Raw genomic sequence first — 14,250 nt, 5'->3', positions numbered from 1 at the left:
GGTTCGTCGCATACGTCAGTCGAGCTTGCTGAGGTCGCGCACCGCCCCCTTGTCGGCGGAGGTGGCCAACAGCGCATAGGCCTTGAGCGCGGCCGAGACCTTGCGCACGCGCTGGATGCTGGGCTTCCAGGCCTGACTTCCGCGTGCCTCTTCCGCCTCGCGCCGTGCCGCCAGCTCGCTGTCGGAGAGCTGCACGTCGATACGGCGGTTGGGAATGTCGATGCGGATGATGTCGCCCGACTGCACCAGGCCGATGGCGCCGCCGGCAGCCGCCTCAGGAGAGACGTGACCGATGGAGAGCCCCGAGGTGCCGCCGGAGAAGCGACCGTCGGTCAGCAGCGCGCAGGCTTTGCCCAGCCCCTTCGATTTGAGGTACGAGGTGGGATAGAGCATCTCCTGCATGCCCGGACCACCCTTCGGCCCCTCGTAGCGAATGACGACGACCTCGCCCTCCTTCACCTTGCCGGCCAGGATGTGCTCCACCGCCTGGTCCTGGGACTCGACCACGTGGGCCGGCCCTTCGAACACCAGAATGGAATCGTCGACGCCGGCGGTCTTTACCACGCAACCGTCCACGGCAATGTTGCCGGAGAGCACCGCAAGACCGCCCTCTCTGGAGAAGGCGTGTTCGAGGTCACGGATACAGCCGTTGGCCCGGTCGCCGTCAAGGGTGGGCCAGCGCGCGCTTTGGGAGAAGGCCACCTGGGTCGGCACCCCGCCGGGGCCGGCCTTGAAGAACTCCACCACCTCGGGTGACGGATTGCGCATGATGTCCCACTCATCCAGCGCCTCCTTGAGGCTGTCGCCGTAGACGGTGGGTACACGGGTATCGAGCACTCCGGCACGATCCAGCTCGCCGAGGATCGCCATGATGCCGCCGGCGCGATGCACGTCCTCGATGTGATACTTCTGGGTGTTGGGCGCCACCTTGCATAGCTGCGGCACCTCACGCGACAGCCGGTCGATGTCGGCCATGCCGAAATCGATCTCCGCCTCCTGGGCAGCGGCCAGCAGGTGCAGGATGGTGTTGGTGGAACCGCCCATGGCGATGTCCAGGGTCATGGCGTTCTTGAACGCCGCCTTGGAGCCGATGGCGCGCGGTAGCAGGTGCGCTTCGTCGCCCTCGTAGTAGCGCTTGGCCAGCTCGACGATGCGGTGACCGGCGGTCTCGAACAGGCGGCGGCGGTCGGCATGGGTAGCCAGCACCGTGCCGTTACCCGGCAGCGCCAGGCCCAGCGCCTCGGTCAGACAGTTCATCGAGTTGGCGGTGAACATGCCGGAGCAGCTGCCGCAGGTGGGGCAAGCGCTGCGTTCCACCTCGGCCAAGGTCTCGTCGTCCACCGAATCGTCGGCGGCCATGACCATGGCGTCGACCAGATCGAGACCGTGATCGAGCAGCTTGGTCTTGCCGGCCTCCATGGGACCGCCGGAAACGAAGATCACCGGGATGTTGAGGCGCATGGCTGCCATCAGCATGCCGGGAGTGATCTTGTCACAGTTGGAGATACACACCAGGGCGTCGGCACAGTGGGCATTGACCATGTACTCGACGCTGTCGGCGATGATGTCACGGCTCGGCAGCGAATAGAGCATGCCGTCGTGGCCCATGGCGATGCCGTCGTCCACGGCGATGGTGTTGAACTCCTTGGCCACCCCACCGGCCTTCTCGATCTCCCGCGCCACCAGTTGGCCCATGTCCTTGAGGTGCACGTGCCCGGGCACGAACTGGGTAAAGGAGTTGGCCACGGCGATGATCGGCTTGTGGAAGTCCTCGTCCTTCATGCCGGTGGCGCGCCACAGGGCGCGGGCGCCGGCCATGTTGCGGCCGGCGGTGGTGGTACGGGAGCGATATTCGGGCATGGTGTCCTCTTCGTGCGCATTGCGCTATACGGTTGACGCCGTCTTTGCCATCCAGGAGTGGCGACGATCTAGGCCATGATTCTGTCATGCACGAGCCGAGGCGGCTAGACCACGAGGGGATGAGCGTCTGAAAGCGGCTCGGTGCCATACAGTACCCAGACGTCCAGCGCCGGGCCCAGCTCCTCGACCAGGCGCAGCTTGTCCGGATGGGCTTCCAGGGTCTGGCGGGCGCAGATGCCCGCCTCGAAGCGCCCTTCCAGCAGCCCCTCGGCCACCGCCACCGTGGTGGGTGCGTCGATCTCTTCGGCAAAACCCGAAAGGTCGGTGTAGTAGCGGGTGGCCGGCTGACGTGCCACCTGGCGCGGCGTGGCGATGTCGCGCTGCGCCAGCAGCACTAGCGGATGGCTGCCGGCGACGAAGACATCCACCGGAAAGACGCGGTGCATGTATCGTCCCACGCAGTCGGCGTGGCTGAAGTGGGCCGTGCACTGCAGCACCTGGTCAACCTCGCCCGCTACCAGCGCCGCGAAGGCCGTCGGGAAATCGTCGAAAAACCTCACCTCGGCATCGGCCAGACCGCGAGTCGCGAGATAGCGGCCCAGCACCAGCACATGGTTGTTCCCATCAGGCCCCAGCGTGGCAACGATCATGACATGACTCCTCAGTCAGCGATGCAAAAGGTCAGCGGCTCAAAAGGCGAAGATCACCAGCGACCCGACAATCACCAGCACCACCCGCAGCCAGGCCGCGCGCCGTGCGATCACACCATAGGAAATCGCCATCAGGCCCAGGGCGATCTTCACTGCATCGAAGATGGCGCCGAACGGGTCGAAGGCCAGACGAATCACGTCGGGGTTGGCGACCATGGCCAGCGGGATGATGTAGAGCCCGATGCCCAGCGCCATGGCCTTCAGCGCCACCTTGAGCCAGTTCTCCCCGACCATGCCGGCGGCGATGAATACCCCGCCGCACACCGGCGGCGTGATGGTCGAGAGCAGCGCGAACCAGAACACGAACAGGTGGGCCAGCAGCGGTTCGAGGCCCAGCGCCGTGAGTGCGGGTCCCGCCACCGAGACGCAGATCACGTAGGCTGCCGTGGTCGGCACCTCCATGCCCAGCACCAGGCAGGCCAGCGCCGTGAGCAGCAGCGCCGGCCACAGCATCTCGTTGGAAAGCGACAGGATGCCCGAGGTGATCTTGACCCCGAGACCGGTGAGCGACAGCACACCGATCACCAGCGAAGCGCAGATGATGATGGCACCGATCACCGCCACCTGACGTCCCGCGGTGACCATCGCCTCGGCCATTCGCGAGGCGAAGCCGCGCAGGGAGAAGGTCAGCGTCACGTCGAAGAACAGCAGCAGCATACCGGCAAAGATGGCGATGCTGGCGGCGTACTGCGGCGTGTAGCCGCCGAGGAAGATGCGCTCGAGCAGCAGCACGAAGGGCACGGCGAAGAACAGCGAGGTGATCGCCACCTCCTTGCCGCTGGCGCGGTCCTCCGCCGCCATGGGGCGCAGATCGTGGCGGGTGGCGTAGGCGTTGATGCCCATCCACACGGTAGCGAAGTAGAGGATCGCCGGCAGCAGCGCCGCCGCCATGATCTGGGTGTAGGGCGTGCCGGTGAGCTCCACCATGACGAAGGCGCCCGCCCCCATCAACGGCGGCATGATCTGCCCGCCCGAGGAGGCCACCGCCTCGACCCCGCCGGCCAAGGTGCGCGGATAGCCCAGGCGCACCATGGTGGGAATGGTAATGGCGCCGGTAGAAGCCACGTTGGCCGAGGCGGAGCCGGAGATGGAGCCCATCAGCGCCGAGGAGATCACCGAGACCTTGGCCGCGCCGCCGGTCAGGCGTCCGGCGAAGGCGCTGGCCATGTTCATGAAGCCGCGCCCCGCCTCGCCGGCGTTGAGCACCGCACCGAAGATGACGAAGATTGCCACCACGCCGACGCTGACCCCGGTGAGCGAGCCCCACAGGCCACTCTCGGCGATGGTCAGGGTGCCGACGAAGCTCTGCATCGGCAGACCAGGATGGCCGAACTGGCCAGGAATGTGCTCACCGAATACCGCGTAGGCCAGCGCCGCCACCGCTACCAGCGGCAGCGGCCAGCCGATCGCCCGACGCGCAGTCTCGAGGGTCAGCACGATCAGGAAGACCCCTAGCGCCATCTGAAAATTGTTGTCGATGAAGCCGTACTGGTTGGCCAGCGCCTCCTCGTTGAAGGCGATGTAGCCGCAGGCGGCGATACCGAGCACGGTCAGCAGCCAGCCGCTCCAGCGCTCGAAGGGGGTGCGGGCGGCCAGGATGAGTATCCACGGCAGCGCCAGCGCCAGGTGAATGGGCCGGCTGACCAGGGCCGGCGTCAGGCCGTAGAAGATCAGCCCGAGATGAAAGCAGACCGTTACAGTGCCGAGCACCACCCAGGCGGGGTGCAGGCGAGGTACGCCCTCGGCGTCGCTGCCCGTCGTTGAAGAAGAGAGTGTCGATAACATGAAAATGGGGATGCCTTGCGACCGCAGCGGGGGCATCCTTGCCCGCGCCGCCAGCCTTGGTTAACGCAGCTCGTCGGGAATCTCGATGCCGGCTTCGTCGTAATAGCGCACGGCACCGGGATGCAGGGTGCCGGCAATGTTGCCGATCATGTCGTGGGTGATGCTGCCCCACCAGGCGGTCTCGTCCGCCATGGCATCGCGACGCTCCCAGAAGGTCTTGGTCAGCGTGTAGGCGGTGTCATCGTCCATGCCGGTAGTGGTATAGGCGATCACCGGCAGCGAGGTGGTCTCCACATCCTGATCGACGCCGGAGTAGGTGCCGGCGGGGATGGTCTGGCGTGCCGCGCCGGTCTGCTCGATCTGCTCGTCGGTGAGGCTGACCAGGCTGATCGGCATGCTGGCGGCGGTTTCGATCACGTTGGGCGTGGGAAAGGAGCTGGCGGTGACGAAGGCATCGATCTGACCGTTCTTCAGCGCATCGGGGCCGCTGCCGATCTCGGCGTTGGCCACACGCACCTTGTCCAGCATGCCGAACAGCTCGAGATAGCGCTCCGCCTCACGCGCGCCGAAGGTGCCGCGCCCGATCAGGACATGCTTGCCTTCGAGATCCTCGAGCCCGATCACGCCCTCATCGCCTGCCGCCACGAAATGCATGGTGATGGAGGGAATGGGGAACAGGCCGCGAATCTCCTGGAAGCGCGGGCTCTGACGCTCGGCGAACGGTCCCTCGCCGGCCATGGCCTGTTCGACCAGACCGGGCGGCGTGGTGAACACATAGTTGCCCTGGCGCGCCATCACTTCCATGACGTTCTGCACCGAGCCCTGGCTCTCCTCAAGGGTCAGCACGACTTCGCCTCCGGTACCCCGGCGAATCGACTCGGACAGCTCGACGCCCATCTGATAGTAGGCGGTACCCGCCGACGCAGACTTGTAGGTGACCCGGGTTTCGGCCTGGGCGGAAAGCGCAGTGGCACCCAAGAGTACGGCCGTGGCCGAAGCCAGCAGAGTGCGGGTGAAGGTGAGCTTGCGGTTTGACATCTGTCTCTCCCTTATGGCGTCCAGCATCGCTGCGCGATGGCGTGCGTTTGTTGTAGTGGTCGATTCGTTATAAAGAAATGTCGTGCAAACGTCTATAATGCCGATTTTTTCAGACGAAGAATACCTAGGACATAGGATGCGAATCACGGCTGTACTGGGCGCCACCGGGGGAATCGGCAGCGCCGTCGTCACAAAGCTGATGGAAGCGGGCGATTTCGTCTTTCTGCTCGACCACGAACGGGCAGAAGCCCGGGCCAGCGCGCTACTGACAAGATGGCCGGAGCAAGGCGCCTTCCTTGCCTGCGACCTGGCCGAACCGGCCAGCATCGAGGCGGCCTTCGCCCATATCGCGGCCCATGGCGCGGGCCTCGACACCTGTATCAACGCCGCGGGCACGATTCGTCGGGGGCGCTTCGTCGAGGTGCCGAGGGCAGAGCTCGGGGAGATGCTGCAGGTCAACGTCGGCGGCGCCTATCTGGCACTGCAGGCCGCCGCCAGGCTGATGATGGCGGGTCACGGCGGACGCCTGGTCATCCTTGCCTCGGCCCATGGCTTGCGCACCACCGCCGAGCGCTCGACCTACGCCATGTGCAAGGGTGCCATGCTGGCGCTCGCCCGGGCGCTGGCGGTGGAACTCGGCCCCCACGGCATTCTGGTCAACGCCGTGGCACCCGGTCCGGTGAGCGCCGGCATGCAGGACGCCGAGTCCGAGTCACGGCGCCGCTGGCAAGCGGCCACGCCGCTCGGCCGGGTGGCCACCGCCGACGAGGTGGCCGCGGCCGTGGCCTTCCTGGCCTCAGCCGAGAACACTTTCGTCAGCGGCGAAACCCTGGTGGTAGACGGCGGCGCCAACGTTGCCATGTGAGGAGTGTCGGCGCCGCGCCGTCAGATACCGAAGGCAACCCTGGCCACGTCCTTGTAGCGCTTGGCGAAGTGCACCGTCATACCCTCCTTGAGGAAGTCGGGCAGTTCGTCATAGTCGCGGCGGTTGGCCTCAGGCAGGATCACCTCGAAGATCTTGCTGCGCCGCGCGGCGATGATCTTCTCGCGAATGCCGCCCACCGGCAGCACCTGGCCGGTCAGGGTCAGCTCACCGGTCATTGCCAGCGGCCGGTCGATGCCCTGGTGCCGCGCCAGCGACAGCAGCGCCGTGGTCATGGTCACCCCCGCCGAGGGGCCATCCTTGGGCGTGGCCCCTTCCGGCACGTGCAGATGCACGAAGGCCGAATCGAAGAAGTCGGCATCGACGCCATTCTCGGCGAGGTGGCCCAGGGTGTAGCTGTAGGCGATGTTGGCCGACTCCTGCATCACCTCGCCGAGCTTGCCGGTGAGCTTGAAGCCGCGGGTCAGCGAGTGCACTTTGCCCGCCTCGATGGGCAGCGTGGCGCCGCCCATCGAGGTCCAGGCCAGCCCGGTGACCACCCCTTCCCCCTTGAGCACCTGCTCCTGACGGAACAGCGGTGCGCCGAGGAACTCCTCGAGGTTCTTGACCGAGATACGCACCGAATCTCGATCGCCCTCCAGCAGCTTGACCGCCGACTTGCGGACGATGCTGTGCAGCTGCTTCTCTAGCTGACGCACGCCGGCCTCGCGGGCATAACCCTCTATCACCTGGCGCAGGGCGGCATCGGTGAGATTGATACGCTTGCGCGGGATCTTGTCGCGCTCGAGCAGTTTGGGCCATAGGTGGTGCTTGGCGATGGCCACCTTCTCCTCGGCGATGTAGCCCGAGAGGCGGATCTGCTCCATGCGGTCGAGCAGCGGCCCCGGGATCGAATCGAGAGTGTTGGCGGTACACACGAACAGCACCTTGGAGAGGTCCAGGCGGACGTCGAGATAGTGGTCGAGGAAGTCGACGTTCTGCTCGGGGTCGAGCACCTCGAGCAGGGCCGAAGCCGGGTCGCCCTGGAACGACTTACCCAGCTTGTCAATCTCGTCGAGCATGATCACCGGGTTCTCGACCTCGACCTCCTTGAGCGCCTGCACCAGCTTGCCCGGCATGGCACCGATGTAGGTGCGCCGATGGCCCTTGATCTCGGCCTCGTCACGCATGCCGCCCACCGAGAAGCGGTAGAACTCCCGGCCCAGCGCTTCGGCGATGGAGCGGCCGACGGAGGTCTTGCCCACCCCGGGCGGGCCGACCAGCAGCAGAATGGAGCCCCCCACGTCGCCCTTGAAGGTGCCCTCGGCGAGGAACTCGATGATGCGCTCCTTGACGTCCTTGAGACCGTCGTGGTCGCGGTCGAGCACCGTCCGGGCATGGGTCAGGTCGAGCTGGTCCTGGCTGCGCACGCCCCACGGCATCGAGGTGAGCCAGTCGAGGTAGTTGCGCGTGGTGCCGTACTCCGGTGAGCCGGTCTCCAGCACCGAGAGCTTGTCGAGTTCCTCCTCGATCCGGGTCAGCACCTTGGGCGGCACCACCAGCCCTTCGAGGCGGTCGCGGAAGGTATCGACGTCATTCTCGCGGTCATCCTTGGAGATGCCCAGCTCGCGCTGGATCACCTTGAGCTGCTCGCGCAGGAAGAACTCACGCTGACGCTCCTGCATCTGGGCGTTGACCTGCTCGCTGATCTCGGTCTGCAACTGGGCGACGTCAATCTCCTTGCGCAGCAGCGGCAGCACCTTCTCCATGCGCGCCTGCACCGGCAGAGTCTCCAGCACGGTCTGCAGCTCACGCCCCTTGGCCGAGGTGATGGCGGCGGCGAAGTCTGTCAGCGGCCCCGGCTCATGGGGGCTGAAGCGGTTGAGATAGTGCTTGAGCTCCTCACCGTAGAGCGGGTTGATCGGCAGCAGCTCCTTGATGCCGTTGATGATCGCCATGGCATAGGCGCGGGTCTCGTCCTCGTCGGCCTTGACCGGCTCGCGAGGGTAGCTGACCTCGACCAGATAGGGCGGCTTCTTCGACAGCCAGCGCTGGATGCGGAAGCGGCGCAGGCCCTGGGCAATGAACTGCAGCTGCCCCTCCTCGCCGTGCATCTTGTGCACCTTGACGGCGGTGCCGATCTCGGGGAAATGATCGTGGCCGAGCTCATCGACCGAGGTGTCGCCGACGAAGGCAACGCCCAGGGTGTGGTGAGGCGTATTGCCGACCCGGCGCATGGTCTCCTCCCAGCGCTCACGGTTGATCACCAGCGGCTGGACCTGGGCAGGAAAGAACGGGCGGTTGTGGATCGGCAGCAGATAGATACGTTCGGGCAGATAGTCGCTCGCCGGCACCACGGCGTGGTTGGCGACCTCGTCCACTTCGCCGTCGGAGCCCAGCGCCTCGTCGGATTCCCTTCGCGCCTGCCAGCTGTGCTCGTCCTGATCGTGTTCGCTCATGAAGACCTCGTCCTGAAGCTGTTGAAGCCGATTGTTCACTGCCCTGTGGAATGCGGGCAGCAGAGTCGAACTTCAAGTCGGCTCATGCAACGAGGTGGCCGGGAGTTAGGGAAACGCTGAACAAATCGACGAGCGAGATGAAGTGGCTAGGTTCGTTCCCGACGAACCAACGCACTTCCCACATCCCTGTGGGTCGCAAGGCGCACGGAGCACAGTACCGAGCGAAGCGACAAACAGCCGTAGGCTGGCCCCGAAGGGGCGAGAAGCCGAAGGCTGCGAGTCAACCGGAGCATATGGGGTATATGTGAGGATTCCGCGCACCGCGCAACGCAGCAATTCGCTCGCGCAGGCATTAGTGCGGTGTTTCCCTAGCGCCAAAGCGGGGGCAATGGACGACTATTGACCCGCACCTGCCCACGGCCGACGTCGACTTCCAGCGTGCGCGTGTCCAGCGGCAAACCGAGCCACAGCGCCACCACGGTAGGCAGCTCGTACCAGGTGAAGTCGCCATCCAGGCGCCGTCGCCAGCGCGCCTTGACGGTGGGTTCGTCGAGGCCGACCAGGCTCAGCTCTTCGAGCCGGCGACCGTCGAAAAACAGAGATCCGTCGACCCGGGCCGATAGCCCCAGCATCGGACTGTCCAGCTCCAGACGCTGAAGGTCGAGACGCGGCGAGTCCTGCAGTACTGCCAGCAGATAGGGTTCGAGTTCACCCAGCAGTGCCTTTTGCTTCATGCCGTGGTGCCCACTGGCCGCCAGCTTGCGCAAACGCAGCATGCTGCTGCGAATCGCATCGGCGTTGAAGCGCGAAAGCTCCACATCCACCTGACCGGTCAACAGTACCTGTTCCGCGGTATGGATCTCGCCCAGGTCCAGCGCCAGCTGCATCCTCAGCTCCTGCTCGTCCAGCGAGGTGCGGTTCGACAGACGGATACCGTTTCCATCGAGTCTGAGCTGGGGCTGATGCCAGGTGAAGGATTCGATCTGCAGGCGGTCTTCCTGGGTGAAGGTGTGCGCGTCTTCGGTATAGGCATACTGGCTGTTGAGAATGGCCGGCCCCACCTCCAGGCGAGCCGCGCCGTCACTCAGCGACCAGGCGTCGAGATGGGCACGCATCCGCCAGTTGCCCTGCTCGCCGCTGAAGCGCAGCCTGCCGCCGCCGAAGACGAGCTCCCGCTCCTGCTGGGTGATGCGCAGCGGCGCCAGCTGCAGCCCGCCTTCCAGGGTGCCGGTCAGGGAGTGATAGCTGGCCTCCCACAGGGGCGGAGAGGTGGCCAGGGAGTCGCCGAAGAGATGCACGGCATTGGGGCCGTGGCGCAGCATGGCCTCGCCGTCCAGGTGAGTGCTGAGCACCCCATGGCGGGCACGATAGGTCAGCTCCAGTTGCCAGAGGTGGCCGAACAGCGGCGCCAGGTAGATACGTCCGGAAGAGGACCACCAGCCCTGCTCCACCTCGACCCGTTCGATGTCGATCTCCCCCCGCGCCTCGAGATCGGCGAGGGTACGCGCCATCTCGCGCTCGAACAGCCAGCTCGATACTGCCTGCGCGCTCAACCAGGCGAGCAGCAGCACGACCAGCAGCGGGACGATGAGACGTTCCTTGCGCATAGCTTCGCCTCCCTGTGGTGATACATGCGCCAGACCGGTTAACCGTACCGGATGTAAACTAGTGCAACCAGAGCCACAGGTGCATAGTACTCCAGGCGTAGATACCGGCCAGAACGTCATCGATCATGATGCCGAACCCGCCCGCCACGCGCCTGTCGGCCCAGCGGATCGGCCACGGTTTGAAGACGTCGAAGATACGGAACAGCACGAACCCCCACAGCGCCGCCTCCCAGGAGAACGGTACCGCTGCCATGGTGATCCAGTAGCCGACGAATTCGTCCCACACGATACCGGAATGGTCGTGAACGCCGAGATCCCGCGAGGTCTTGTCGCACAGCCAGACGCCCACCACGAAGGCGACCGCCACCAGCGTCAGGTACCAGCCCAGCGGCAGTTCGGAGAGCAGCCAGTAGAAGGGAATCGCGGCCAGGGTGCCGAAGGTGCCCGGTGCCCAGGGCACGCCGCCGCTGCCCAGGCCGAAGGCGAAGAAGTGAACGGGGCGCCGCCAGACGCTCGGTGGACAGCGGTTCATGGCTCGCCTCCCGGGAAGTGCTGCCAGCCGTGGGCACCGCCGACATCGACACCTCTCACGCCCGGCTCGGCGCTGACCGTGCCGATCGGAGTCAGTGCCAGCCCCTGCTCCGCCAGACGTCGACGTGCCTCGGCGAGGCTCTCGCCGGGCAGGCTGACCAGCAGCTCGTAGTCGTCGCCGCCGCACAGCGCGGCGCGATAGGCGCCTTCTTCACCCAGCGCCTCGCGCAATCCTGTCGCCAAGGGCAGTGCCTCGGGCTCGAGCCGCGCCCCGACGCCGGAAGCTGCCAGCACGTGTTCGAGGTCGGCCAGCAGCCCGTCGGAAACGTCGATGGCGGCATGCGCCAGGTCACGCAGCGCCATACCGGCCACGAGCCGCGGTGTCGGCTTGAGATAGCGGGCCAACAGCGGGTGGCCGAGGTCGCGTTCGCCGCGCTGCCACAGCGCCAGCCCCCCGGCTCCGCCGCCCAGGGCGCCGGTCACGGCCAGGGTGTCGCCGGGGCGCGCACCGGCGCGGGTCAACGCCTCGCCTGCCGCCACTTCGCCCATCACCGTCACGCCGATGGCCAGCTGACCCCGTGTCACGTCACCGCCCACCAGGGCGGTATTGCTGGCCTCGCACAGCGCATGGAACCCTCTCGCGAACTGCGCCAGCCAGGCTTCCTCGTTGTGCTCGAGCGCCAGCGCCATGAGGCACCAGCGCGGCTCCGCGCCCATCGCCGCCAGATCGCTGAGACTCACCGCCAACGCCCGATAGCCGATCGCCTCGGCCGGGGCATCGGCGGGAAAGTGGACGTTCGCCACCGAGGTGTCGACGCTTACCGCCAGTTGCCGCCCCGGGCGCGGGGCGAGCAGCGCGCAGTCGTCACCCACACCCAGCGGCACGCCGGCATCGGGGCCGGGTGCAACGGGAGTGAAATAGCGGGCGATCAGTTCGAATTCACTGGCCACCGGGGCACCTTCAGCCGCGACGGGCCCTGACCTCGGCGCTACGCAACCGGGCGGCCAGCTTGTCGAGGATGCCATTGACGTACTTGTGGCCATCGGTGGCGCCGAAGGACTTGGCCAGCTCGACGCCTTCGTTGATCGCCACACGATAAGGCACGTCCAGTCGACGACTCAGCTCGTAGGCGCCCAGGCGCAGAATGGCCAGCTCGATGGGGTCGAGTTCCACCAGGCGGCGGTCGAGCAGCGGTGCGATGGCGGCGTCCAGGTCCTCACGGAAGCGCACCACGTTGTGCAGCAGTTCATGGAACAGAGCCAGGTCGGCGATCTGCATCACCTTGGCCCAGTTCTCGTGATCCTCGAGGTCGTCGTCGGGCAGCTGGCTGCGGAACTCGGCCTCGATGGCGGTGGTCGACTTGCCGGTCATGTGCCACTGATAGAGCCCCTGGACGGCCAGCTCACGGGCCGCTCGCCGCGCTTGCTGGCCCGCGGATGGGGGGCGTTGCGGGCGCGTTCCACTCATGAAGCGTCTCCGTTCTCGCCGCTGTCGCCGAAGCCGCGCAGCAGAGAGACCATTTCCATGGCGGCCATGGCCGCTTCGGCGCCCTTGTTGCCGGCCTTGGTGCCGGAGCGCTCGATGGCCTGTTCAATGGTGTTGACCGTCAGCACGCCGTTAGCGATGGGTGTATCGAACTCGAGCTGCAGATTGCCCAGCGCTGCATTGCAACCGCCCGCCACGTACTCGAAGTGGGGCGTGCCGCCACGGATCACCGCTCCCAGGGCGATCACCGCGTCGGGGCGCGCCACCTGCAGGGCACGCTTGACGGCCAGCGGCAGTTCCCAGGCGCCGGGTACGTGGACGATATCGATGTTCTCGGCGTCCACACCATGGCGCACCAGGCTGTCCACGGCGCCCTCGACGAGGCTGTCGACCACATGATGGTTGAAACGGCCTACCACGATCACGTAGCGACCATCGACGTCGACGAAGTTGCCTTCCAGTTGAGACAGGGTATGCATTGCTAGTTCCTGATGAAAATGGTCCTGCTGGATACGGTATCAATCCCGCTGAAGCCGAGCGAGCCGGTGCAAGCGAACACCCCACCGGCCCTTTGTTTTTTGGCGCGCCGCTCAGCCTTCGGCGTCGATTTCCCGCTCGCCCGGCGCGATCAGCTCGACCACTTCCAGGTCGAAGCCGGAGAGTGCCGAGAACTTCCACGGCGAGCTGAGCAGACGCATGCGCCCCACACCGAGATGGCGCAGGATCTGCGAGCCGGTACCGATGGTGAGGTAATTGCCGGCACCATCGGAGTCGCTGGTGCGCGGCAGACGCCGGCGCTCCAGGAAGACGTCGAACTGATCGCGAAAGTCCTGGTGCGGGCGGCCATCGTCGAGCAGCACGAAAACGCCATGCTCGACTCGAGCGATCTCTTCCAGCGCGCTGTGGGTCGTCCAGTTGCGGCTCTCGCTCTTCTGCAGCCCCAGCAAGTCGCGCATGGTATCGGCCAGGTGCACCCGTACCGTGGTCAGGGTTTCCGGCGTCGGATGCCCCTTCACCAGCGCCACGTGGTGCGCGTTCTGGATGCGGTCGTGGAAGACATGCAGGGTCAACTTGCCCACCGCCGTGTCGACCAGGGTGGACTCCACCGGCTCCACGGTCTGTTCATTGTGTATACGGTAGTGGATCAGATCGGCAATGGTGCCCATCTTGATGCCGTGCTCGGCGGCGAAGCGCTCCAGTTCCGGACGCCGCGCCATGCTGCCGTCGTCGTTCATGATCTCGCAGATCACGCCGCTGGGATCGCAGCCGGCCAGGGCGGCGAGGTCGCAGGCCGCTTCGGTATGACCGGCACGGCGCAGCACGCCACCGGGCTCGGCCATCAGCGGGAAGATGTGGCCGGGCTGCACGATATCCTCGGCACGGGCATTGCGCGCGGCGGCCACTTGCACGGTGCGCGCGCGGTCGGCAGCGGAGATACCGGTGGTGACGCCTTCCGCGGCCTCGATGGAGAGCGTGAACTTGGTACCGAAACCGGAGCCGTTGTCGCTCACCATCAGCGGCAGCTTGAGCCGCTCGCAGCGTTCACGGGTCATAGGCATGCAGATCAGGCCGCGCGCATGGCGCGCCATGAAGTTGATATGCTCGGCCTCGACCTTCTCCGCGGCCATGATGATATCGCCTTCATTCTCGCGATCCTCATCATCCATGAGGATCACCATCTTGCCCTGACGAATGTCCTCGATCAGGTCTTCGATGGGAGCCAGGCCCGTATGGGAAGATTGCACGCTGGAATCTCCGAATGTTCGAACGACTTCATGGGCGATACTGCACCGCAACAGAACATTGCCGTCAAATCGCACCACGTTGAATGGGCGTCAGAGTACATTGGCGCGGCTTCGGGCGCCAGTAGTGAGCACATTGGCGCGGCTCTGGGCGCCAGTAGTGAGCACAT

At 65.9% G+C, this 14,250-nt stretch carries 12 protein-coding genes; 1 reads left to right on the top strand and 11 read right to left on the bottom strand.

Annotated features, from left to right (window positions below):
- Positions 1–15: 15 nt before the first annotated feature.
- From ilvD to HOP59_RS09170, 4 genes are all read right to left on the bottom strand, one after another.
- Positions 16–1,860, bottom strand: coding sequence for a dihydroxy-acid dehydratase (gene ilvD / locus HOP59_RS09185; RefSeq protein WP_234253654.1), 1,845 nt, complete (start codon positions 1,858–1,860; stop codon positions 16–18).
- Positions 1,861–1,964: 104 nt separating this feature from the next.
- A complete protein-coding gene (locus HOP59_RS09180; RefSeq protein WP_234253653.1) occupies positions 1,965–2,510 on the bottom strand; it encodes a hypothetical protein in 546 nt (181 codons plus the stop codon).
- A gap of 39 nt (positions 2,511–2,549) precedes the next feature.
- Complete coding sequence (locus HOP59_RS09175) at positions 2,550–4,355, bottom strand: TRAP transporter permease (protein WP_010627181.1); 1,806 nt, start codon at positions 4,353–4,355, stop codon at positions 2,550–2,552.
- Positions 4,356–4,415: 60 nt separating this feature from the next.
- A complete protein-coding gene (locus HOP59_RS09170; protein ID WP_010627180.1) occupies positions 4,416–5,393 on the bottom strand; it encodes a TAXI family TRAP transporter solute-binding subunit in 978 nt (325 codons plus the stop codon).
- Between the two features lie 136 nt (positions 5,394–5,529).
- Between HOP59_RS09170 and HOP59_RS09165 the strand changes: the two genes are divergently transcribed.
- A complete protein-coding gene (locus tag HOP59_RS09165; RefSeq protein ID WP_010627179.1) occupies positions 5,530–6,258 on the top strand; it encodes an SDR family NAD(P)-dependent oxidoreductase in 729 nt (242 codons plus the stop codon).
- A gap of 20 nt (positions 6,259–6,278) precedes the next feature.
- Here HOP59_RS09165 and lon read toward each other — a convergent pair whose 3' ends face one another.
- From lon to ribBA, 7 genes are all read right to left on the bottom strand, one after another.
- On the bottom strand, positions 6,279–8,714 hold the full coding sequence (gene lon, locus HOP59_RS09160; RefSeq protein WP_010627178.1) for an endopeptidase La: 2,436 nt from the start codon (positions 8,712–8,714) through the stop codon (positions 6,279–6,281).
- A 368-nt stretch (positions 8,715–9,082) separates the two neighbouring features.
- On the bottom strand, positions 9,083–10,321 hold the full coding sequence (locus HOP59_RS09155; protein WP_010627177.1) for a DUF945 family protein: 1,239 nt from the start codon (positions 10,319–10,321) through the stop codon (positions 9,083–9,085).
- A 58-nt stretch (positions 10,322–10,379) separates the two neighbouring features.
- A complete protein-coding gene (locus tag HOP59_RS09150) occupies positions 10,380–10,853 on the bottom strand; it encodes a phosphatidylglycerophosphatase A family protein (protein ID WP_010627176.1) in 474 nt (157 codons plus the stop codon).
- Complete coding sequence (gene thiL / locus HOP59_RS09145) at positions 10,850–11,803, bottom strand: thiamine-phosphate kinase (protein WP_234253652.1); 954 nt, start codon at positions 11,801–11,803, stop codon at positions 10,850–10,852. Before thiL ends, HOP59_RS09150 begins: the two co-directional genes overlap by 4 nt.
- A gap of 10 nt (positions 11,804–11,813) precedes the next feature.
- On the bottom strand, positions 11,814–12,320 hold the full coding sequence (nusB, locus tag HOP59_RS09140; RefSeq protein ID WP_010627173.1) for a transcription antitermination factor NusB: 507 nt from the start codon (positions 12,318–12,320) through the stop codon (positions 11,814–11,816).
- A complete protein-coding gene (gene ribH, locus HOP59_RS09135) occupies positions 12,317–12,817 on the bottom strand; it encodes a 6,7-dimethyl-8-ribityllumazine synthase (RefSeq protein WP_010627172.1) in 501 nt (166 codons plus the stop codon). Before ribH ends, nusB begins: the two co-directional genes overlap by 4 nt.
- Positions 12,818–12,928: 111 nt before the next feature.
- Entirely contained in the window at positions 12,929–14,083 is a 1,155-nt protein-coding gene (ribBA, locus tag HOP59_RS09130) for a bifunctional 3,4-dihydroxy-2-butanone-4-phosphate synthase/GTP cyclohydrolase II (RefSeq protein WP_010627171.1), read from the bottom strand.
- Positions 14,084–14,250: the final 167 nt, after the last annotated feature.

This window comes from Billgrantia aerodenitrificans, assembly GCF_021404405.1.
Taxonomy (GTDB): domain Bacteria; phylum Pseudomonadota; class Gammaproteobacteria; order Pseudomonadales; family Halomonadaceae; genus Halomonas; species Halomonas aerodenitrificans.
The sequence above is the reverse complement of the archived record's forward strand: the minus strand, read 5'-3'. Positions and strand labels throughout refer to the sequence as shown.